18 protein-coding genes and 1 pseudogene are annotated in these 20,157 nt (G+C 58.6%); 6 read left to right on the plus strand and 13 right to left on the minus strand.

All coding sequences use genetic code 11. The annotated features are described in order from the left end of the window. The 8 genes from GGQ85_RS02900 to GGQ85_RS02935 all read right to left on the minus strand — a co-directional run bounded on the left by GGQ85_RS02900 (position 1) and on the right by GGQ85_RS02935 (position 9,159). The gene (locus GGQ85_RS02900; protein ID WP_079447717.1) at positions 1-1,794 is read right to left on the minus strand and encodes a glycoside hydrolase family 15 protein; all 1,794 of its coding nucleotides are present in this window, start codon (positions 1,792-1,794) and stop codon (positions 1-3) included. Positions 1,795-2,110: 316 nt separating this feature from the next. After that, positions 2,111-3,961, minus strand: a complete 1,851-nt coding sequence (locus GGQ85_RS02905) for a putative bifunctional diguanylate cyclase/phosphodiesterase (RefSeq protein WP_079447646.1) — start codon at positions 3,959-3,961, stop codon at positions 2,111-2,113. Positions 3,962-4,391: 430 nt separating this feature from the next. Next, positions 4,392-5,342: a multicopper oxidase domain-containing protein gene (locus GGQ85_RS02910; protein ID WP_079447647.1), complete on the minus strand. Its 951-nt coding sequence runs from the start codon at positions 5,340-5,342 to the stop codon at positions 4,392-4,394. A 47-nt stretch (positions 5,343-5,389) separates the two neighbouring features. Further along, entirely contained in the window at positions 5,390-5,746 is a 357-nt protein-coding gene (locus tag GGQ85_RS02915) for a c-type cytochrome (protein ID WP_309773287.1), read from the minus strand. Next, positions 5,746-6,423, minus strand: a complete 678-nt coding sequence (locus GGQ85_RS02920) for a c-type cytochrome (protein WP_309773288.1) — start codon at positions 6,421-6,423, stop codon at positions 5,746-5,748. The genes GGQ85_RS02915 and GGQ85_RS02920 overlap by 1 nt, the downstream gene beginning before the upstream one ends. 23 nt (positions 6,424-6,446) lie before the next feature. Next, a complete protein-coding gene (locus GGQ85_RS02925) occupies positions 6,447-7,523 on the minus strand; it encodes a multicopper oxidase domain-containing protein (RefSeq protein WP_079447650.1) in 1,077 nt (358 codons plus the stop codon). A 299-nt stretch (positions 7,524-7,822) separates the two neighbouring features. Further along, complete coding sequence (locus GGQ85_RS02930; RefSeq protein ID WP_309773289.1) at positions 7,823-8,299, minus strand: tetratricopeptide repeat protein; 477 nt, start codon at positions 8,297-8,299, stop codon at positions 7,823-7,825. 431 nt (positions 8,300-8,730) lie between these two features. After that, positions 8,731-9,159, minus strand: coding sequence for an RrF2 family transcriptional regulator (locus tag GGQ85_RS02935; RefSeq protein WP_079447652.1), 429 nt, complete (start codon positions 9,157-9,159; stop codon positions 8,731-8,733). Between the two features lie 225 nt (positions 9,160-9,384). Here GGQ85_RS02935 and GGQ85_RS02940 point away from each other — a divergent pair, with 225 nt between their 5' ends. Genes GGQ85_RS02940 through mnhG form a run of 6 tightly spaced genes read left to right on the plus strand, consistent with a single transcriptional unit; the run spans position 9,385 to position 15,427 of the window. Beyond that, positions 9,385-12,318 carry a monovalent cation/H+ antiporter subunit A gene (locus GGQ85_RS02940; protein WP_309773290.1) on the plus strand — a complete coding sequence of 978 codons (2,934 nt, stop codon included), beginning with the start codon at positions 9,385-9,387 and terminating at the stop codon, positions 12,316-12,318. Then, positions 12,318-12,656, plus strand: coding sequence for a Na+/H+ antiporter subunit C (locus GGQ85_RS02945; protein ID WP_079447654.1), 339 nt, complete (start codon positions 12,318-12,320; stop codon positions 12,654-12,656). Before GGQ85_RS02940 ends, GGQ85_RS02945 begins: the two co-directional genes overlap by 1 nt. A 2-nt stretch (positions 12,657-12,658) precedes the next feature. Continuing rightward, positions 12,659-14,266: a monovalent cation/H+ antiporter subunit D gene (locus tag GGQ85_RS02950; protein ID WP_309773291.1), complete on the plus strand. Its 1,608-nt coding sequence runs from the start codon at positions 12,659-12,661 to the stop codon at positions 14,264-14,266. Then, positions 14,263-14,751: a Na+/H+ antiporter subunit E gene (locus GGQ85_RS02955; RefSeq protein ID WP_309773292.1), complete on the plus strand. Its 489-nt coding sequence runs from the start codon at positions 14,263-14,265 to the stop codon at positions 14,749-14,751. The genes GGQ85_RS02950 and GGQ85_RS02955 overlap by 4 nt, the downstream gene beginning before the upstream one ends. After that, positions 14,748-15,026, plus strand: a complete 279-nt coding sequence (locus tag GGQ85_RS02960; protein WP_309773293.1) for a K+/H+ antiporter subunit F — start codon at positions 14,748-14,750, stop codon at positions 15,024-15,026. The genes GGQ85_RS02955 and GGQ85_RS02960 overlap by 4 nt, the downstream gene beginning before the upstream one ends. After that, positions 15,023-15,427: a monovalent cation/H(+) antiporter subunit G gene (gene mnhG / locus GGQ85_RS02965; protein ID WP_309773294.1), complete on the plus strand. Its 405-nt coding sequence runs from the start codon at positions 15,023-15,025 to the stop codon at positions 15,425-15,427. The genes GGQ85_RS02960 and mnhG overlap by 4 nt, the downstream gene beginning before the upstream one ends. A 36-nt stretch (positions 15,428-15,463) precedes the next feature. Here the strand turns inward: mnhG and GGQ85_RS02970 are convergent, their stop codons facing one another. The 5 genes and pseudogenes from GGQ85_RS02970 to GGQ85_RS02990 all read right to left on the minus strand — a co-directional run bounded on the left by GGQ85_RS02970 (position 15,464) and on the right by GGQ85_RS02990 (position 20,141). Then, positions 15,464-15,682, minus strand: a complete 219-nt coding sequence (locus tag GGQ85_RS02970) for a hypothetical protein (protein WP_309773295.1) — start codon at positions 15,680-15,682, stop codon at positions 15,464-15,466. 71 nt (positions 15,683-15,753) lie between these two features. Continuing rightward, a pseudogene (locus tag GGQ85_RS02975) lies at positions 15,754-15,939 on the minus strand (hypothetical protein); the annotation flags it as partial. A gap of 11 nt (positions 15,940-15,950) precedes the next feature. Then, complete coding sequence (locus GGQ85_RS02980; RefSeq protein ID WP_309773296.1) at positions 15,951-17,039, minus strand: lipocalin-like domain-containing protein; 1,089 nt, start codon at positions 17,037-17,039, stop codon at positions 15,951-15,953. Then, positions 17,029-19,491 (minus strand): FtsX-like permease family protein, encoded by a 2,463-nt coding sequence (locus tag GGQ85_RS02985; RefSeq protein ID WP_309773297.1) that lies wholly within the window; start codon positions 19,489-19,491, stop codon positions 17,029-17,031. Before GGQ85_RS02985 ends, GGQ85_RS02980 begins: the two co-directional genes overlap by 11 nt. Then, on the minus strand, positions 19,488-20,141 hold the full coding sequence (locus GGQ85_RS02990; RefSeq protein ID WP_309773333.1) for an ABC transporter ATP-binding protein: 654 nt from the start codon (positions 20,139-20,141) through the stop codon (positions 19,488-19,490). Before GGQ85_RS02990 ends, GGQ85_RS02985 begins: the two co-directional genes overlap by 4 nt. Positions 20,142-20,157 lie beyond the last annotated feature (16 nt).

A 20,157-nucleotide genomic window follows, 5' to 3' on the forward strand; every position in this document is an offset into this window, starting at 1 on the left:
CTATGCCCTTGCCCGCTGCATCGCCGGTTTGCGTGCCGCGTTGAGATTGTGGATGGTGTTGACCAGCGCAATGTGGGTCAGTGCCTGCGGAAAATTTCCCGTCATGCGACGGGCAACCGTATCATACTCCTCCGACAGCAGGCCAAGGTCGTTCGCTACCCCCGCAACCCGCTTCAGCAGCATCTCGGCCCGCTCGATATCGCCGCTCAGGACATAGGCATCGGCGAGCCAGAGCGTGCAGGCCAGAAAGGCTCCCTCGATCGGCGGCTGTTCGTCTGACACCGCGCGCGGATCGTGCCTGAGCACGAAGCCGTCCGGCATCAGATGCCTCTCCACCGCTGCGAGCGTTCCCACAACACGCGGATCAGACGCCGGCAGGAAGCCGACCGACGGAATGAGAAGCGTGCTGGCATCAAGCAGCTTCGAGCCGTAGGATACGACGAAGGTATTTTGTTCGCGATCAAAACCCTTTTCGCAGACGTCGCGATGGATCGTATCACGCAGTTCACGCCAACGCTCGACCGGCGCTTCGAAACCGAAATGCTCCACGCTCTTGACGCCGCGGTCGAACGCTACCCAGACAAGCACCTTCGACGAGACGTAGTGCTTGCCAGGTCCCCTTAGCTCCCAGATACCTGAATCTGTTTCATTCCAAATACGGCCGAGATGCTCGAGTAGCTCGCATTCCAGCGCCCAGGTTGGCTCACTCAGCTTGAGGTTCGCCTCCCTCGACTGGTGAAATACGTCCATCAGCTCACCATAGACATCAAGCTGGAGCTGGGCATGCGCCGCATTTCCGATCCTGACCGGCCGCGCGCCCTCATAACCAGGCAGCCAGTCTGCCTCCCATTCCGTCAGGCGACGTTGTCCCAGGATGCCATACATGATCTGCATGTCGGAGGGCGAGCCTGCGACCGATCTCAGCAGCCAGTCGTGCCACTCCGACGCTTCATCGTAATAGCCGCTGTTCATCAGCGCGAGCAGCGTAAAGGTCGCGTCGCGCAGCCAGCAGAACCGGTAATCCCAGTTACGTGCACCGCCAAGCTTTTCGGGAAGCGAGGTTGTCGGAGCCGCGACAATGCCGCCAGAAGGCGCATAGATCATGGCTTTCAGGACAACCAGCGAGCGCATTGCGAGATCACGATACGGACCGTCATAGTCAAACTTTTCGCACCACTCGCTCCAGAACGCCTCCGTGTCCCGCAGCGCTTTCGCAGGATCGATCGGGGGTGGAACGGCGAAATGCGATGCGCCGTACGCCATGACAAACGGAATCGTCTGCCCGGCGCTGACCTCGAAGTCCGCGACGGTGGTCATGTTCTCGCCGTGGGTCTCAACCGGCGTGCGCAACACCAGCATGTCCGGCCCGCAAATGGCGAGCAGCGCCCTGTCCTCCGTGCGGCGGACCCATGGCGCGTTCTTACCGAAGCCGAACCGGATTACCATATCCATGTGCATCTTCACGCGGCCGCGGTCCCCCCGGACGAGGCGAACGATGTCGGACACCGTGCCGCGCGGCGGCATGAAATCAATCAAAGTGACAGCGCCGCCGGCGGTTTCAAACCGGGTTTCGAGGATAAGGCCGTCTCCGCGATATTGATGACTCGATCGCTCGATCTTTTCCGAAGGAGCGATCCGCCAATGGCCGTTACGCTCATCGCCCAGGAGGGCGGCAAAGCAGGCATCGGAATCGAAGCACGGCCAGCAAAGCCAGTCGAGTGACCCCGTCCGGTCGACGAGCGCGACGGTCTCGCCGTCGCCGATGATTCCATAGTCTTCGATGTTGCTGGGCAATTTGCGGAACTCGGCAGGTGAGCTGAAAACAAAATGACGGAACGCCAATATTATTCATCGCCGGGTAGTTGGCCATCCCGCCTGGTGAACTTTCTGGAAAAGAATGTCATGTAAATGGAGAGCGAGCGACTGGATGCGAACGCACGGGTACCCATTGCGATCCACCGCTTAGCGCAGTTGCTCGCCAAATTTTCGGCATAAGGTTCGGCTCATGCCTCGCCTTATGAAACATCCCCAGCCGCATCATACATGTCCGGCATAGGCGATCATGCTCAAAGGTAAGTCAGAATTTGGTTCTACGGCGTTGAATGAGAACCTAGCGGCTATAGCCGTTGGCGCGGGAATAAACCGAACGGTTTTCCTGCACGGACCGGCTGTCCGAGCTGGTGCCTCGTTTACTCACCGCGGGTTTGCCGGGTTCGATATTTTCGAGAAAGACGGGCTCGGAAAAATAGAAGCCCTGCGCATATTTTATCCGCGTCGCTGCCTGCAAATAAGCGAGCTCCTCGAATTTCTCGACGCCTTCCGCGATCACCGCCATTCCCAAGGCATCGCCGAGAGATTCAATCGCCTTGAGGATACCCTGGCTGCGCGGACGCTTGTGGATATCGACGATGAACGACCGGTCAATCTTGATTTCATCAGCGGTGATATCGGCGAGGGCCGACAGAGACGAATATCCGATCCCGAAATCATCGATGGAGATTTTGACGCCTAGCCTTCGCAGGACTGGCAGAATCTCCGTCTGGAACCGGGTTTTCGCCACGAACGCATCTTCGGTGACCTCGACGATGAATCGCGTTGCGCAACCGGTCTTCTCCAGCGCCCGTGCGAAGGATGTCATGAATACCACGTTGCCAGCCTGCTTGGCGGCGACGTTGATGCTAATGCTAACATCGGTGCCGAACGCATCGTCGATGAGATCGATTGACCTCATGATTTCGGCCAGAACCAGATGCGTTAACTCATCGATCAAGCCGAGTTCAATCGCGAGATCAACGAACGTTCCAGGCGCCTGAATGATACCGTCATCATTGCGCAGCCGAACCAGCGCCTCAATGCCTTTGATCTGCTCGGTTCTGATGTCCACCTTAGGCTGGAACGCGCAACAGAACCGCTTGTCGAGAATCGCGAGCCGCAACGATTGCTCGATCTTCATTCGGGTCAATGCCTCGTGCTGCATTCCGGAATCAAAGATGGCGGCTCCGCCCTTTGTGTCGTTCTTGATCTGATACATCGCGGTGTCGGCGTTCTGCCGCAGAACCTCATAAGTGTCGCCGTGATCCGGATAGATGCTCACTCCGATCGATGCGGACGCGAACAGTTCCGATCCGTCGATGAAAAATGGCGCCTTAAGCCGCTGCAATAGAAATTCAATGTATTCGGCGAGCTCGGCGTCGCTTTGGACCGGGTTGAGCAGGAGCAGAAACTCGTCGCCGCTGATCCGGGAGAGCATATCGGTAGCACGTAGGCCGAGGTCCAAGCGTCTGGCAACTTCGATCAGAAGCCCGTCACCGGATGCATGGCCGTAGTAGTCGTTGATGTGTTTGAAGTTGTCGATGTCGAGAAACGCCACCGCAAATCTAACGGAATGTTCCCCCTCGCGGATGAGGCTGTTGGCGTGCTGTTCGATGACGCGCCGGGTCGGCAAGCCCGTCAGCTCGTCATAATACGCACAACGAAAAAGCTCTTCCTCAACGGCCTTTTGACGGCTGATATCAACCGAGCTCGACAACACAAGCTTTCTGTTCGAAATCACGACAGGCTCATGCGTCGTCAGAAAGATCTTCGTCGCATGATCCGTTCGAATGTACTCTTCGGATATCCTGCTCCCGCCCGATTGCAGAACCCCGCGAGCGAGATTTATGCGATCATTCAACTCTTTTGACGGGAGCGGCGCACCTGACACCGTTCCGACGATGTCCCGCGCCGGCACATTGAACTGGGCCACGGCGGCCGCGTTCACGAACACGAAGTTTCCCTGCTCGTCCTGAACCGTCACGGCTGTCGGAAGCGATCTAACAACTTCAATCAGGAAATTCAGTCGCGAGGAATCCCTTATCTCGAGCGGGAAGTCATTTCGGCTGGCCTCCAGTCCATCGGGAGGTCTCGGTCCACTCTCACTGGCGACAACAGAAAATTCGTTTCGCTCAGGCGTACCGGACATGGACTTCCCAACCTTCACCGCGTCTGAAAGGGGAAACTACCGGACTTTCAGGCTCTTGCGGGCAGCAACGGTGGTCGCGGTCAAATACAGCGCGTCACCTTCTGCCTTCACAAGAAGGAATACTCCCCCACGTTGTAGGTTTAGTTAAATCCGACGCATAAACACGGCCGCACTTTCCACACCAAATGCAGCGCCGCTCATATCAGCTTCGTTATATTGTTACCAATGCATGAACCGGGGTACTAAATTCTCCGTTCCGAAGACCGAGCTCTGCGCTCGCGATAATTAAGAGAAGAATTGACGCCACGAGCGGGATTTACGGAGCTATTGAACAGATACAGCTCATACTTTACCCAGGTTTCGCCTGATTTTGCGTCCGGAAAAACCTTTGGCGTGGAGCGCCGATGACGCTCCACGCCAAAGCCAAACATCAGCGCACGAGGATCTTGTCTCCCCGACCCATTGAGGGATCAGCCTTATTGCTGATCATGAGGATCGCGATGCCGCCAGTAAGCGCGGCGCGCATAGAGTGATCCACCAGCGCATACGCGCCTTCCTTCGGTGAAATGAGATCGAAGGTCGCCGCGTCACCCGGCGCCAAGGTATAATTCTGCATCCCAACCATCATATTCTTGGGATTGCCCGAGGGATACACCCTGTCCCAGATGCCAGCGATCGGATGAAATCCGGAAAATTCGTTGGGACCAGCATTAACCATATAGACGCGCACGCGCTCGCCCGGCTTGGCCTCGAGAGTTTGCGTCGCATGTTCATCATGCACCGGGTCATACTGGAACGGCACGGCGTTGAAGGCGTTACGCTTCCACTTGTTCGCCATCATGCTGTCGACATCTTCGGGATTCTCGAACATCTGATGCTCGATCAGGACATATTCACGGTCAGCTTTGGGCATCGCATTAGGGTCTTTCGGATCGATGATGACCACTCCGAACATGCCCCGGGCGATGTGCTGAATCATCGGATCAGATCCGCAATGATAGAAGAACACGCCTGGATGTTCCGGAACGTACGAAAAGGTCTTGGTCTCGCCGGGTTTGATCGATGCAAAATCCGTCAGAACATCCGAGCGCGCGGAGTGCATGTCGATCGAATGCGATTTCTTGTTCGCGGCATCGTTTTTCAAAGTGAACTCGATGGTGTCGCCTTCTGTGGCCCGGATCACCGGACCGGGAACCTGACCGTTGAAGGTCCAGGCGGCTACGGTGTTGCCCTGGTTATCAAGCGGGACCGTCGTTTCCTTGGCTACCAATTCGATCTTGACGGTCTTGGCCTGCGCCGTGGCGATCGCGGCGCCGAAAAGAACCATGACTGCTGCCATGCTCCCCACGATGGCGCTGTTCTTCAAATGTGCGGTGGTCATTGAAATCGGTCTCCCCTTCATGATTTGGTATGGCTTTCTTGTTGAATCTATTTGCCGCATTTGCAGACCTGCCGCAGATACTTGACCAAGCCTGTGATCTGCTCTTCGGACAGGACGTGACCCCAGGTTGGCATCAGCACCGACTTGTTGACGGCAAGCCCGCCTTCTTTGATGGCTTTGAACAGTTCATCATCTGGTGTGTCGCCCATACTTTTTGCGTCGGTGTGATCCCGCGGCTTCACGGAAAGAGCGGGCACGTTGATCCCCGTCCCGTTGCGCTGGAGGCCGTGACATTGCACGCAATAGATCCCATAAATCTGCTCGATCGACTGATCGGCATGGCTTGTCGATGACACGAGCAGCAGGACCAGACCGGCAAAAGCCGCCAACGTTTGTGTTTTCATCACTTGTCTCCTTGGCTCAATTGAACCAGAAACGCGGTCAGTCGCTGGATATCCTGATCCTTCAGATTCGACGTCGGCATCCAGATATGCGGATCGAAACGCTGCGGATCTGCGGTATAGGCGGCAATGAAATCCGCTTGCAGTCGTGCGCCGGCATCGGTCAATCGCGGCCCCGAGAGGCCCCCTTCTCCTTTTTCGCCCTGGTGGCAGGCGACGCAGCCGCGAAACTTGACGAACGCAAGCGCACCCATCCGTGCGCCTTTCATTTCACCCTTAAAAATGCCTGCCGGAACGAGATCTGCGGGAGCCTTCAAAGCCATCAGTGCTTCCGCGGCAGCCTCGGCATCGGCCTTCTTTAGCTTCGGGTGAGCAATGATCTTGGACGGATCGGGCACATCGTTCTTGTCGCCCTTCTTGACCATGTTGAAATACGGGTAACCGGCGGGACGTATCGGCTTGGGATCCTGCAACCAGGAAACCAGCCATTCTTTCTTGAACTTGCTACCCGCAAACCAAAGGTCGGGACCTTTGCGCGTCAGCAACCTGTCAAGCGAAGCATCGCTCGGTTTAACCAGCGCATGACAACCGGAACAGCTCTGATCAAGTTTGTCGGCGGCGCTTGCGCTGCTCAGTAATGCCGCGGTCAAGCCCGCGACGGCGAGCAAAAGCCCTTTCATGTCGACTCTCCTTTCGATTGAATTCAGGGCGCGGGATCGCCTTTGAAGGCAGGGCTCTCGTGCATATCGAGCGGCTTCTTCATCGATTCCTCGTAGTAAAAATCGGGCACGAACTCCTTGTTCTTCCATTTGTAGAAAGACTGATCCTTCAACGGGATTTCCTCATACTCGATAGTGGTCATCATGCCGCCCATCGGAGAACTGCCATTCGTGGTGTGCTTGTCGATGTGATCGTGCACCATCCAGATGCCGGGATTGTCGGCGCGCAGAATCAGGTCATAGCGCTCACCCGGACCGAACAGGATCGTGTCGGCGAGGTAGGGATTGGCGAGGGGCCGGCCATCTTTGGCGTAAACCTCGAAGAGATGACCGTGGATGTGAATGGAATGCAGTTCGTCGCCGGCGCCGATCAAGCGGATGCGAACGACATCACCCTCCTTGATCCGCAACGGTTGAGTGTCCGGGTAAGCCTTGCCGTTGATGGTGAAGAAATCCGGCACATCACCAGGAACGCCGCCATAGCCGGGCTTCTTCGCCCAGGCTGACGCCCAACTGGAAAACATCATGATGTAATCTTTGGTGACTTCTTTCTCGACCGGCGGCGGATCTTTCGGATCGATGATAAAAGGACCCCACATGCCGCGCATGGCAACGTGCTCGTTGACGTTGACGTGACAGTGGTACCACATGGTGCCGGACGGTTCGGCCTTGAAGCGATAGGTGAAGGTCTCGCCCGGAGGAATTGCCGGTTGCGTGACGTCGGGCACGCCGTCGTTCTTCCAGGTGCCGCGCTGATACAGGCCGTGCCAGTGAATCGTATGGGGCAACGTCGTCTGGTTTTCGATCTCGATCTCGACATCGTCGCCTTCCTTCACATGCAAAAGCGGCCCGGGGCTCTGGCCGTTGAACGAGAAGGCGTAGAAGGTCTGCTTGTCGACGAGCTTAAGGATCGTATCCTCGATGACCATCGAGAATTGCCTTGTCTCAGCAAGCGCGGTGCGCGGACTCACGATGCACAACGAGGCACTTGCAGCGAAAATGACTTTCACGAGATGCGCGCGCAGCGAACAGCGTTGCAGGATCATGGGAATAACATGCATTTCATATTGATGTTTTTCGATAAGCCACTACCAAGGCATAGGCGACGCGGAACGCTTATCCGTCAGGCGCCCGCTCATGCTGGAGCCGCCAATGCTGAACAGTGCTCATGATCATGACGCGCGAACCCCAACCTCGAACTGACTACAATCGATAATTGCCATCTTCAGCTCCATAAAGCAATATTTAAAATTCATCTTTTAACAGTTCGCCAAGGCTGGGAAAACACACGACGACGATCGCATCCGCGTTGTGTACATTTCACAAAATGCGCGACGACGCCGATTACACTGCACAACGACTACATCCCCGAGGTGCAAAGAGCTTGCAGCGTCAGTTGGCTGATGCCGACCTCTTCCGCCGCTCTCGGCATCACCGTCCATAGTCGATCATTCCAGGTCTGATCGTTTCCCACCGTCCGCATCAAGCCTACCCATTTGACCAATGCCGGCTTTGCCTTTCCGTTTTGCAGCAGCCACTGCCCGATATAGAATCGTGCGATCAGATCGTTTGGATCGCCTCTGAGCGCGAACTCAAATTCCGACTTGGCTCGATCTGAAATCATGCCACCATCCGCCAGCGCGAGCGCTTCCCCCAATGCAACATGAAGCACGCTGTTGTCAGGATCACTTTCGATCGCGCGCTCAAGCACCGGAATACTGAAACGAGGAAACCCTAGTTGCAGCAATGTACCACCCATGATCGCCCAGGGCTGGCTTGCGTGCTCCGCAGCCAGGAGCTTCGGCAAGTCGAGCAAGCCTTCAAGTGGTATCGGCAACGTCGTGGCCGCACTGTTCAGCGGAACGGTTATGTGGTGTGTGGTGAGAGGTGATTGATGCGTGAGCCAGACCGCGGCAGCTATACCAACCACAGCTCCCGCAGCCGAGGACGCAATGCACAGCTTTAACCAGCCTCTGGAGTAATGCGTTTGATTTGCAGGCGCTTTCCTCATGCCCCGGGCCGCGGATAGATCCAATCTTCTGACTCTCGTGCAATGTGGAATAAACATGCACATATAATGTATGTTTGTATAGTCCCAAAATTCATGTGCAACAGCGACAGACGGTAGCAGGCCGATGCACGGCGCTCGGCGGTGTCCGACTTTGCTTCAAATGAGGTGATATCGCTTCAACATTCAGGGCGCGGAGCTGAGCCGTCATGCGGCGGGCTGTTGTCGATATCCCAGGGCAATGATGGATCGCGCGCCGCTCAAGCAGCCGGTGGGGCCCCGAAATCTTTTGGGTTGAGAATGAGATCGGCGAGCGTATAGCGATCAAGCGTCGTGGTGAACGCTGTCAGCGCTTCCCTCAACGGTGCTCGCAACCGGCAGCTCGACGTGATTGGACAGCGGTTATTTGAGGAAAAGCATTCCACAAGCGCGAAATCCGGCTCGGTGGCGCATAAAACGTCGCCGAGCTTGATCCGGTTCGGCCGTTTGGCAAGCATAAGCCCGCCAGATCTGCCACGTACGGCTTTGAGATAGCCCGCGCGCGTGAGTTGATTTGCCACTTTCATGAGATGGGTGCGGGAGATTCCGTAAACGCTTGCGGTCTCTTCAATCGTGACCAGCCGATCACCATGGGTGGCCGCATACATCAGCAGTCGAAGAGTGTAGTCGAAAAAGCTTGTCAATCTCATCGGGGTCTCGCCGGCGGCACATCGCGTGATTCAGCGAAAAAAGATGAACCTGTCCGACGCCTTTCGCAAGTGTCGATACGTTGCATGAGAGCGGCAGGACGGAGCCTCTCGCCAGCCTTGGAGCCCCGCGACTCGACGCCAGCTTGCCTTCCCACCTGCAAATCGACCATATCTTGTCCACGGCCGACATCACTGTCTGGAGTTCTCGTCCCGAAAAGGTCACGAATGACGATGCCATATGAAACGATCCTCATCGTCGTTCTCGTGCTCCCTTTCGCCGGGAGCTGTCTTGCAGCGTTCCTTCAGAGCAACGCGCGCAACGCCGAAGCGTGGCTGGCCGGTGCGATTTCGCTGATCTGTCTGATGCTTCTGGTCGTGAGCTACCCCCATATCGTCAACGGAGGAGTCATCCGACATACCGTTGAATGGGTGCCCGAACTCGGTCTCAATTTCTATCTGAGGATGGACGGTTTCGCCTGGGTGCTCGCCGCACTGATCGCCAGCATCGGGTTCCTGGTGGTCCTTTACGCCCGCTACTACTTGTCCCCCCAAGATCCCGTGCCGCGTTTTTTCTCGTTCCTACTCGCCTTCATGGGAGCGATGCTCGGCATCGTCCTCTCTGGCAACCTGATCCAACTGGTTTTCTTCTGGGAGCTGACCAGCCTCTTTTCCTTTCTGCTGATCGGCTATTGGTACCAGACAGCGCAGGCGCGGGATGGCGCGCGCATGGCTCTGATTGTAACGTCGGCCGGCGGATTTTGCCTGTTCGCCGGTATATTGATCCTCGGACATATCGTCGGCAGTTACGATCTCGATCGCGTTCTCGCGTCGGGCGACAAGATCCGCGCGCATTCATTTTACATCCCGGCGCTCGTCCTCATCCTTCTCGGAGCCTTGACGAAAAGCGCACAGTTCCCGTTCCATTTCTGGCTGCCACAGGCGATGGCGGCACCGACGCCCGTTTCAGCCTATCTTCACTCCGCCACGATGGTCAAAGGTGGAGTATTTCTTCTGGTGCGGCTCTGGCCTGCGCTGGGCGGAACGAACGAGTGGCTGTGGCTCGTGGGTTCGGCGGGACTTATCAGTTTCATACTTGGAGCGTTCATTGCTCTTTTCCAGCAGGATATGAAAGGGCTACTCGCCTACTCGACCATCAGTCACCTCGGGCTCATCACTCTTCTCATCGGTCTCGACTCACCGCTCGCACAGGTCGCCGCCATCTTTCACCTCATGAACCATGCGACGTTCAAGGCGTCGTTATTCATGGCGGCCGGGATCATCGACCACGAAACCGGCACCCGCGACCTGCGCCGCCTGAGCGGCCTGCGGCGCTTCATGCCGATCACGGCAACGCTCGCGATGGTCGCTGCCGCCGCCATGGCTGGCGTCCCGTTGCTGAACGGCTTCTTGTCCAAGGAGATGTTTTTCGCCCAGACAATCGAGACTCACGACAACTCGTTGCTGGATCAGGCATTGCCCTACATCGTCACCATGGCAAGCATGTTCACGGTCGCTTACTCGCTGCGATTTATAGCCGAAGTATTTTTCGGTCCCCCACCGCGAGAGTTGTCACGCACACCGCATGAACCGCCGTTCCTGATGCGCTTTCCCGTCGGGCTCCTCGTTCTTGCCTGTCTCCTCGTTGGCATTGTGCCCGGCCTTACAATCGGCCCCCTGCTCCGAACCGCGCTCCACGCTGTCCTCGGCGACGCCATTCCCACTTACAGCCTTGCAATCTGGCACGGCTTAACTCCCGAGTTCCTGATGAGCCTGGTCGCGATTTCCGGCGGCGTGGCCATCTATTTGACGTTCAGGTCATATCTGCTCGTTGCTGAAGGACCGCCACTGCTGCGGTATATCCAAGGTCAGCGCATTTTCGACCGAGTGCTCGTCGCCGTCTCGTGGCAGTTCGCAAGACGGTTAGAGGAGTTGCTTGGCACGCGCCGCTTGCAGCCACAGTTGCAGCTGCTGTTCTGCGCGGCTTTGCTGGTCGGCCTGGCGCCGATGTTCGCTCACGGCATCGAGTTTGGGGGAGAGGCGCGAACGTCTTTCGATGTCGCATTCGCGCTGATCTGGGCTATCGGATGCGCCTGCGCGCTGGCCGCGGCTTACCAGGGCAAATTCCATCGCTTTGCGGCTCTCATTTTCGTGGGCGGCGCGGGCCTGGTGACGTGTGTCAGCTTCGTTTGGCTAGCCGCGCCTGATCTCGCACTGACCCAGCTGGTGGTCGAGACCGTCACCACTGTATTGCTCCTTCTCGGGCTGCGTTGGCTGCCGAAACGCATCGAGAAATTTCCCGCGGCCGACCCGCCGGAACGCGATTCCAGTTGGCGCCGCTTCCGGGATATCGGCATCGCGACCGCGTTTGGAGCCGGTTTGGGGGCACTGGCCTACGCGGTCATGACACGAGCGGAGCCTGACAGCATCGCGCGATTCTTTGTCGAGAACGCATACGCGCTAGGCGGCGGGACCAACATTGTAAATGTCATTCTTGTAGACTTTCGTGCGTTCGACACCTTCGGCGAGATCACCGTGCTCGGCATCGTCGCACTGACCGTCTATGCATTGCTGCGGCGATTTCGGCCTGCTGCCGAAAGCATTTCCGTGCCGGAGCAACAGCACAGTCAAGATCTCTACGATGAGGCTCAACCCACTCGAGAGAAGGGTGACACGCTCAGGAGCGCGATGACCATTCCTCGGCTCATGATGGCCCTGCTTTTCCCGGTGATTTGCACGACCGCGATTTTCCTCCTTCTGCGAGGACATGACCTGCCAGGAGGCGGATTTGTCGCGGGCATCACGATGGCCGTGGCATTCATCCTCCAGTACGTCGCTCGCGGAACCACCTGGACGGAGGAACACCTGCGCATTCTGCCTGTGCACTGGATGGGCGCGGGCCTACTCATAACGGCCTGCGTGGGGGCGGCCGCCTGGTTGTTCGAACGGCCTTTCCTGAGTTCGTCGTTCTCATACCTCGAAGTTCCCTGGATCGGCTCGATTCCTCTGGCGAGCGCACTGCTGTTCGACATCGGCGTATTTGCATTGGTCGTCGGCGCCACTGTCCTGATGTTGATCGCGATCGCGCATCAGACCGTGCGCAGTCATCGGACGCCTTCCAGCCGTGCATCCGCCGCCTCTCCAACGGCTGAGGTGGGGTAGTGGAGATCGTACTCGCGATTGGCATCGGCGTGCTTGCGGGGTCGGGCGTGTGGTTGTTGCTTCGGCCGCGCACGTTTCAGGTGATCATCGGCCTGTCATTGCTCTCTTATGCGGTCAATCTTTTCATTATCGCGATGGGGCGGCTTAAAATCGGCGCCGCTCCGATCCTGGGGACGCACGCGTCTGATGACATCGCCAGCCTTCCGGATCCGTTACCACAAGCCCTCGTTCTCACGGCCATCGTCATCAGCTTCGCGACCACTGCGCTATTTCTGGTCGTACTGCTCGCATCCCGCGGCCTGACGGGAACTGACCACGTCGACGGACGGGAGCCGTAGTCGTGAACCATCTGATGATCGCACCGATCGTGCTGCCGTTGTTCGCCGCCGCGATCATGCTGGCTCTCGGAGGAGAGCAGCGCCGCAACGTCAGCGCCGCACTTAGTATCGTGACGACGTTCGCGCTGGTGGCGATTTCCATCATACTCCTGCGCGCCGCCGATGTTGCCCCGACGGGCGTCGCGGGCGTCTATCGCCTGGGCGACTGGCCAGCTCCCTTCGCCATCGTACTCGTTGTGGATCGGCTGGCCACGCTCATGCTGCTGCTAACCAGTCTCCTCGCAGCGGCGGCGGCTGTATTCTCTCTGGCGCGCTGGCATCGCGCGGGGGTGCTGTTCCATCCCTTGTTTCAGCTCCTGCTGATGGGAATCAACGGTGCTTTCCTCACTGGCGATCTCTTCAACCTGTTCGTTTTCGTCGAGGTTCTGCTTGCAGCTTCCTACGGTCTGGCGCTGCACGGCTCGGGGACGGCCAGGGTCAAGGCCGGGTTACATTATATCGTTGTCAACCTCGCGGCGTCGCTGCTGTTTCTGATCGGCGTCAGCCTGATCTACGGCGTGACCGGCACGCTCAACATGGCGGATCTGGCCACCCGCATTCCGGCGGTCAGCGCGGCGGACCGCGGACTGCTGGAGGCAGGAGCGGGCATCCTTGGCATTGCGTTTCTCGTCAAGGCCGGAATGTGGCCGCTGTGCTTTTGGCTCCCAAGCACCTATGCGGCCGCGCCGCCACCGGTGGCTGCGATTTTCGCCGTCCTGACGAAGGTCGGCGCCTACGTCGTGCTGCGGCTATCGCTGTTGTTGTTCGGTGATGATGCGGGAGCGTCGGCGCAATTTGGCGATCATTTGCTGCTGATGGGAGGCATGGCAACCGTAGCGTTCGGTGCGATCGGGAGCCTCGCGTCGCAGGACATGGCGCGACTCGCCGCCTTCTCGGTGCTGGTATCGTCGGGCACAATACTGGCCGCCATCGGTTTGGGACAAGTGGGCGTGACCGGCGCCGCCCTGTTCTACCTCATCAGCTCGACACTCGGGCTGGGTGCTTTTTTTCTCCTGATCGAACTGGTCGAGCGTGGCCGCGAACCGGGTGCTGACGTACTTGCGGTCACCCGGGAACTCTATGGCGATGAGGATGATTCCGAGATTTTGCCGGAAACCGGAATTGCGATCCCGGCGACGATCGGTATCCTTGGTGTGGCTTTCATCGGCTGCGCCGTCGTCATTTCGGGCTTGCCGCCCCTCTCCGGCTTCGTCGCTAAATTCGCGATCCTGACGGCCACCCTCCACTCTCCGATCGGCGCCCTCTCCCCCGCCACATGGATTTTTCTTTTCCTGTTGATCGTTTCAGGACTTGCGGCGCTGATCGCCATGACGCGCGCCGGTATCCGTTCGTTCTGGGTTTCGCCGGAACGCACCATACCACGCGTCCGCCTTATCGAGATGGCGCCTGTTGCGGCCCTCTTGCTGCTTTGCGCAGTTCAGACGGTTAAGGCGGGTCCGGTTATGCGATTCATGCAGGCGACGGCGCAATCGCTGCATGCTCCTCACCACTATGTCCGGGGAGTTCTGGATTCTCCGATCAAGCCCGACGACTCAAGGGGGCCGACATGACCCGCCTGCTGCCGTTTCCCATAGTTAGCGCCAGTCTCCTTGCTTTCTGGCTGCTGCTCAATCAGACGCTTTCGCCGGGGCACATTCTTTTAGGCAGCGCCGTGGCCCTTATCGGCGGATGGGGGCTCGCAGCATTGCAGCCGCCGAAAGCGTATCCACGGCGACCGGATCGAATCCTCCTTCTCGCTGCTCTCGTCTTCGTCGACATCGTGAAATCCAATATCGCCGTCGCCCGCATCATCCTCAGGACGAAACGAAAAGAAAGGACTGCGGGCTTTGTGGAAATCCCGCTTGACCTTCGCGACCCTTATGGGCTGGCGGCGCTCGCTTGCATCATCACATCGACGCCGGGGACTCTATGGGTGGACTTCAACGAAGCCAGCGGCATCTTGACCATCCATGTCCTTGATCTGGTCGATGAATCCGAATGGGTCGGCCTTATCAAGGAACGTTACGAGCGGCGGCTGATGGAGATCTTCACATGAGCATGATGCTCGCCTGGTCGATCACCACGGCACAGATCCTGCTCGGCTGCGCGATGGCATGCGCCGCCTTCCGCATCCTCCGGGGACCGAGAGCACAGGATCGCGTCGTCGGCTTCGACAGCCTGTATGTGAATGCGATGTTGCTGCTTCTCACCTTGGGCATAAGAACAGGCAGCACGCTTTACTTCGAAGCAGCCTTGATCATCGCTCTGCTTGGTTTCGTGAGCACTGTGGTCCTTGCCAAATTCCTGCTTCGCGGGGAGGTCATCGAGTGAGTGCAGCAGGCGAACTTTCTGCGCTGCCAGCCGTCCTGACGTCGGTTTTCCTGGTCAGCGGAGCTGCGGTCACGTTGGTCGGCTCGCTCGGCCTGCTACGCCTCCGGACCTTTTACGAACGGGTCCACGCGCCCACCCTGGGAACCACTTTGGGAACAGCCTTCATCGCCATCGCGTCGATGATCTACTTCTCCGCGCTAGGAACGGGTCCGGTCCTGCACGAGCTCCTTATCATTGTTCTCGTCATCACAACCACCCCGATCGGCCTGATGATTCTGGTCAATGCTGCACTTTTTCGGGATAAATTCGAAAACGACGGAGCGCTTCAGCGACATGCAAAAGACGGCATCGCTGATCCGTTGTTGGACAAGGGAGCGCCGCAAGAGCCCCGCGCGGAGTGATCATATAAAAGATGCAGGGCATCCCGCGTCGGCAGCCTAGGAGATTTCGGTCGAAAGTTCCCGGTCGGACCGGTGCTCAAGGTCTCCGTTCACCTGCTTGACGTAAAGACCACGGTGCAACACCTGAACTTTCCGGTGATCCGAGACGGGGATATTCGTAATCAGACCTGAGTGCAGCGCTCGCCTCCATGCCTCAAGCTCGGTGGGCGCGGCTGCACCGATGCGTTGATCCTGATAGAATAAAGCGTATGCCATTGTTCTTTCCCTCTCTCCTGCGAACTAACAACGTTGAGGAAGGAAAATCGTCTCCTCGGACCATCGCCGCCTCATTCACTTTCAGATGAAGGGTCTACCCCCACCGTCACGGCGGTGCCGGACGTATAGCTCGAGAGCAGATCAGCCAGCATGACATAGGCAGTTGCCAGTTCGGCGGGCTGCCCGGGGCGCTTCATCGGAACCTGCTTGCCAAAGTCGGTCACGATCTCCTCCGGCGTGGCCGAGGGAATCAAGGGGACACCTTCGATCAATAACCTGTCATTTCGAGATACCCGACACCATGGTGGGTGCCCGTGAAACTCACCGGGCCTTCCCAGTAGGAAAAACGCGTTCCCATCCAGCTCTTCGGATTCAGCGGGACCGTTTCGATCGTCAGCGCCCGATCGCGAACGACGATACGCCAGCTTGTCGGCACTATGCGATCCGCGACTTCTGTTGTGACTGTCGGGATCATATCAATGGACCTGGAAGCGAGCGCTACCGACCGTCCATCCAGTCCGATCCAGTTACCCGTAAGGTAGGGCTGACCTTGGGCTTGTCGCAGGCGATACAGCATCAGTTTTTCGCCGGTCTCAAGGTGCAACGAGAACCAATCCCATCCTGTCTGATCCGAGGCCAGCGGCTGACTGCTCCATTCGCGGTCCATCCAGGCCTGTCCGGTAACATTGACGGGCTTGCCGTCGATCGTAACGGTCCCGGCCGCCGTGAAATGCGGCTGGCTGTAATAGTAGGACGCCTGCCCGCGTTCGGATTTCACGCTGTAGCCGGCCTCTCCCTGGAGCACGAGAGCTCTGTCTGCCTCAAGCCTCAGCGTATAACTGAACTCTGCACTCGATGCGTTGACCTCAAGCGGCGCGACGTTCATCGCCGACATACGATCGATCCCGCGCATTTGCCATGAATCGATCCAGCCGTGAAAGGGAGCCGCTTCCACGCCGGCCTGGCCCACGCCGCCGCGTGCAAACGCTTCGCTATAGCGATGCGTATCGGCGCGGGTTACGGCGGCATGGCCCATCCAGACTTGCTGGTTCGCCCAACCTTCGCGTTGCGGTCCTGGCTGAATCGCCTGGCGAAACAACGTCCACTGCACGCCGAGCGCATGGCCGGCGCTGTCTTTGAGATTGGCGGTGAGATACCACCATTCGATGCGGTAATCCGGATGCGGACCGTGATCATGTGGAAATTCGAAACTCTTGCCGGGTACCACCGAAGCGAATCCGGAAGCATCACCCCCAAGTCCAGCGAAGTTCTGAGCCAGCGAGGTTCTTCGCCCGAAGCCGAGAACGGCAAGCGCCGTTGCGAACGCGCGGCGCGAGATTTTTGCACTAGCGCTCATTGGCAAAGATCTTGATCAGAACCGCCGGAGGCATGCGCATCAGCCGGATGACCGGAATCAGCGTCGCCAGCAGTGACGCAAGCATCGCCACACCGAGAAGTTCGGCGAGATGCAGCGGAAAGACATGGAACGGCAGGCGCCAGCCAAATGCTCTGACGTTGACCACCGCGATCAGGCACCACGCCACCAGCAAGCCGAGCGGCAGCGCCAGCATCGCGGTGATGAACGCAATGGACATCGTCTTGAGAAGCTCAATGCCGGCCAGCTGCCGCCTTGTCACCCCAAGCGCCCACAACGGCGCCAGTTGTGGAAGACGGGAACTGCTGAGGGTCAGCAGGCTAGTGAGCAACGCAACTCCGGCGACACCGAGCGTAAACGTGTTCAGTGCGGCGGTCACCGCGAAGGTGCGGTTGAAAATCCCCGTCGATTCCATCTTCAGCGTCGATTGATCGGAGAGGCGGCTTTCGTCAAGATGAAATGCCTTGCGCATGTCATCAATCAGCGGCCCGATCTTGCCGGGGGTCACGCGCAAGCCGAACCGGGTCCGCGGCAGATCTGGAAATCGGCCTGTGAAGGCGTCGATATTGACGGCGATCTGCCCTTTAGCATTACCGTAATCAGCGTAGATGGCTGCGATACGCAGGGACCAGATGCCGGTGGGCGTACTGACGCCGAGCAGGCCACCAAGCCGTAGTTTCAGCCTCCGTGCCAACTGCTCACTCACGAGGGCGCCCTCGCCTGACTTGACGTCATCCCACGCATTCGACCGCGACTCCAACAATGGCCAACGGTCGCGATAGGTAGCGTGATCGGCGAGGCCAAGAACCTCCACCGGCCAGCCCCCGATCTTGATCTCGGCGCGGCCGCTCGGCAGGATGGCAGTGACCTCCGGCCGCGAGCGCAGCCTTACTTCGATATCGCGAGCTTGGGCATCACTGAAGGCGTTCACATAGACGTCCGCAGCCAGCCGGCCGTCCAGCCATGCGGCGAAGGTTTTGCTGAAACTCTCCACCATGGTTCCGACGCCGACGTTAACCGCGAGCGCGAGCAACAAGGCCATCAGTGCCAGCGACAGTCCGGGAAGTTGTTGGCGGCTGTCCGCCCAGAACCACATCGCAAGCGGCTGCCGCGAGCTTCGCTCGCCGATGCGCAGCACGACTTCGAGCAGCACAGGGAGCGCAAGCGCCGCGCCCAGCAGCAGCGCCGCCAGTACCGCGAATCCTGAGATCAGCGAGCCGCCGACTAACAGAACGGTGATTGCCGCGACAAGCATCGCGACGGCCATGACGCCTTGATAGCCCAGCCATCGCCGCTGTGATTGCTGCCATGCATAAGGTTGCGCCATCGCGAGAACCGAAAGACGGACGACTTTCAAGAGGCTTGTCGACGACGCAGCCAATGTACCGACGGCGCTCATTGCCAAGCCTGCGATCCACCATTCGGGTCTGAGAGCCAGCGCCCCGGAAACCCGCGCGCCATACAGTCCGTTCAAGCTCGCCGCGACATTGGGCAGTAACGCCGCGGCGATCAGATATCCGCAGACCAATCCGACCAGGCCGCCGGCGATGGCCAGGACCAGCAGCTCGATCAGCACCACACCGTTCAACTTCCGGGACGATACTCCGCAAGCGCGAAGGGTCCGGAGCATCGGCATACGCTGCTCGAAGGCCAAGCCGACTGCCGAATAGACGATAAAGAGTCCAACAAGAAACGATAGCAGCCCGAAGGCCGACAGGTTGAGATGAAAGCTGTCGGTCAGACGTTCAAGATCGGTTTCGGCGTCCGCCGCGACATACCTGAGCATGTCGCCAGTGACAGCCTCAAGCGGCGGCGGCTGGCTGCGCGTGTTGCCAATCAACAGACGCGAGAGCCGACCTTGCATGTGAAGAGTGCTTTGCGCAAATCCGATATCGACGATCACGACACCCGGTGCGAGCTGCGCGTGAACCTTGAGCGGCGGCAGTAGCGCCCCGTCATCCGTGACAAGGACCGTTCCTTCCGTCCCGGTCAGCGCGATCAATGTCTCCGGCGCGACCAAAGTCTCACCGGGAGGCCCGATGAACGATTTCAGATCCGCCGCGCCGATCGCCGGGATCGACCCTGCCTGCGCTGGAAACGTTACCGGCTCGATTCCCAACAGACGCAATGGCCTTCCCTGAATACGAATTCGTCCTTCGACGACGGGTGAGACTTGCCATCCCGCCCGCCGGAGATCGACGAAAAGCTGCTGAGAAAATGTGGAATCACGCTGCCCGACCAGCATCGCGGGTCGAGAACCGCCAAAGACCGCCGCGGCCCGATCGTAGCTGGTGCGAGCCTGCTGGTTCAATGCCTCTACGCCACTCCACAGTGCCGTCGCGGAGATCAGACCTACCATGAGTGTCGTCAGTTGCAGCGGATGCCGGCGCCAATGGCTAAGCAGAACCGCAAGGATCCAATACCCTTGCTTCACGAAATCAGTCCGGCGCTCAGTCGAACTGTCCGGTCCAGTTTCGCGGCAAGCCGTGTGCTGTGCGTCGCCATGAGAAAAGCGCATCCGGTCCGTTTGACGAGATCAAGCGCGATATCTGTGACATCGTCGGCCGTCGCCTCATCGAGGTTTCCGGTCGGTTCGTCAGCAAGAAGCAGAGGCGGCCTGACCGCAAGCGCGCGCCCGATTGCAACCCGCTGTTGTTGGCCGCCTGAGAGTTGTTCGGGGTATCGTTTCAGCAGATTGCCGAGGCCCAACCGATCGACAAGTTCGTTTTGCCATTGGCTGTCATGGCGACCGGCGAGACGCGACTGAAAAGCTAGGTTATCGGCGACGGTTAGAGAAGGGATCAGATTGAACTGCTGAAAAATCAAACCGAGCCGGTCCCGGCGGATTGCTGCACGGCCCTGATCCGCCAGTGCAGTCACCTCCGTGGCATCGAGCCGGATTGAGCCACCGTCCGCCTCATCGAGACCCGCAATCAGGTGCAGCAACGTGCTTTTGCCGCTTCCCGATTCCCCGGTCAGCGCAACGCTCTCACCGGCGCTAACATGCACGCAGACCCCGCGAAGAACGGCGATCTGTTCCTGCGCCGAACGATAGGTTTTGGTCAGGTTCTGGATATCCAGCATCGGTGCTCTTGGAATG

It is taken from the genome of Nitrobacter vulgaris, from assembly GCF_031453995.1.
GTDB classification, from domain to species: Bacteria; Pseudomonadota; Alphaproteobacteria; order Rhizobiales; family Xanthobacteraceae; genus Nitrobacter; species Nitrobacter vulgaris.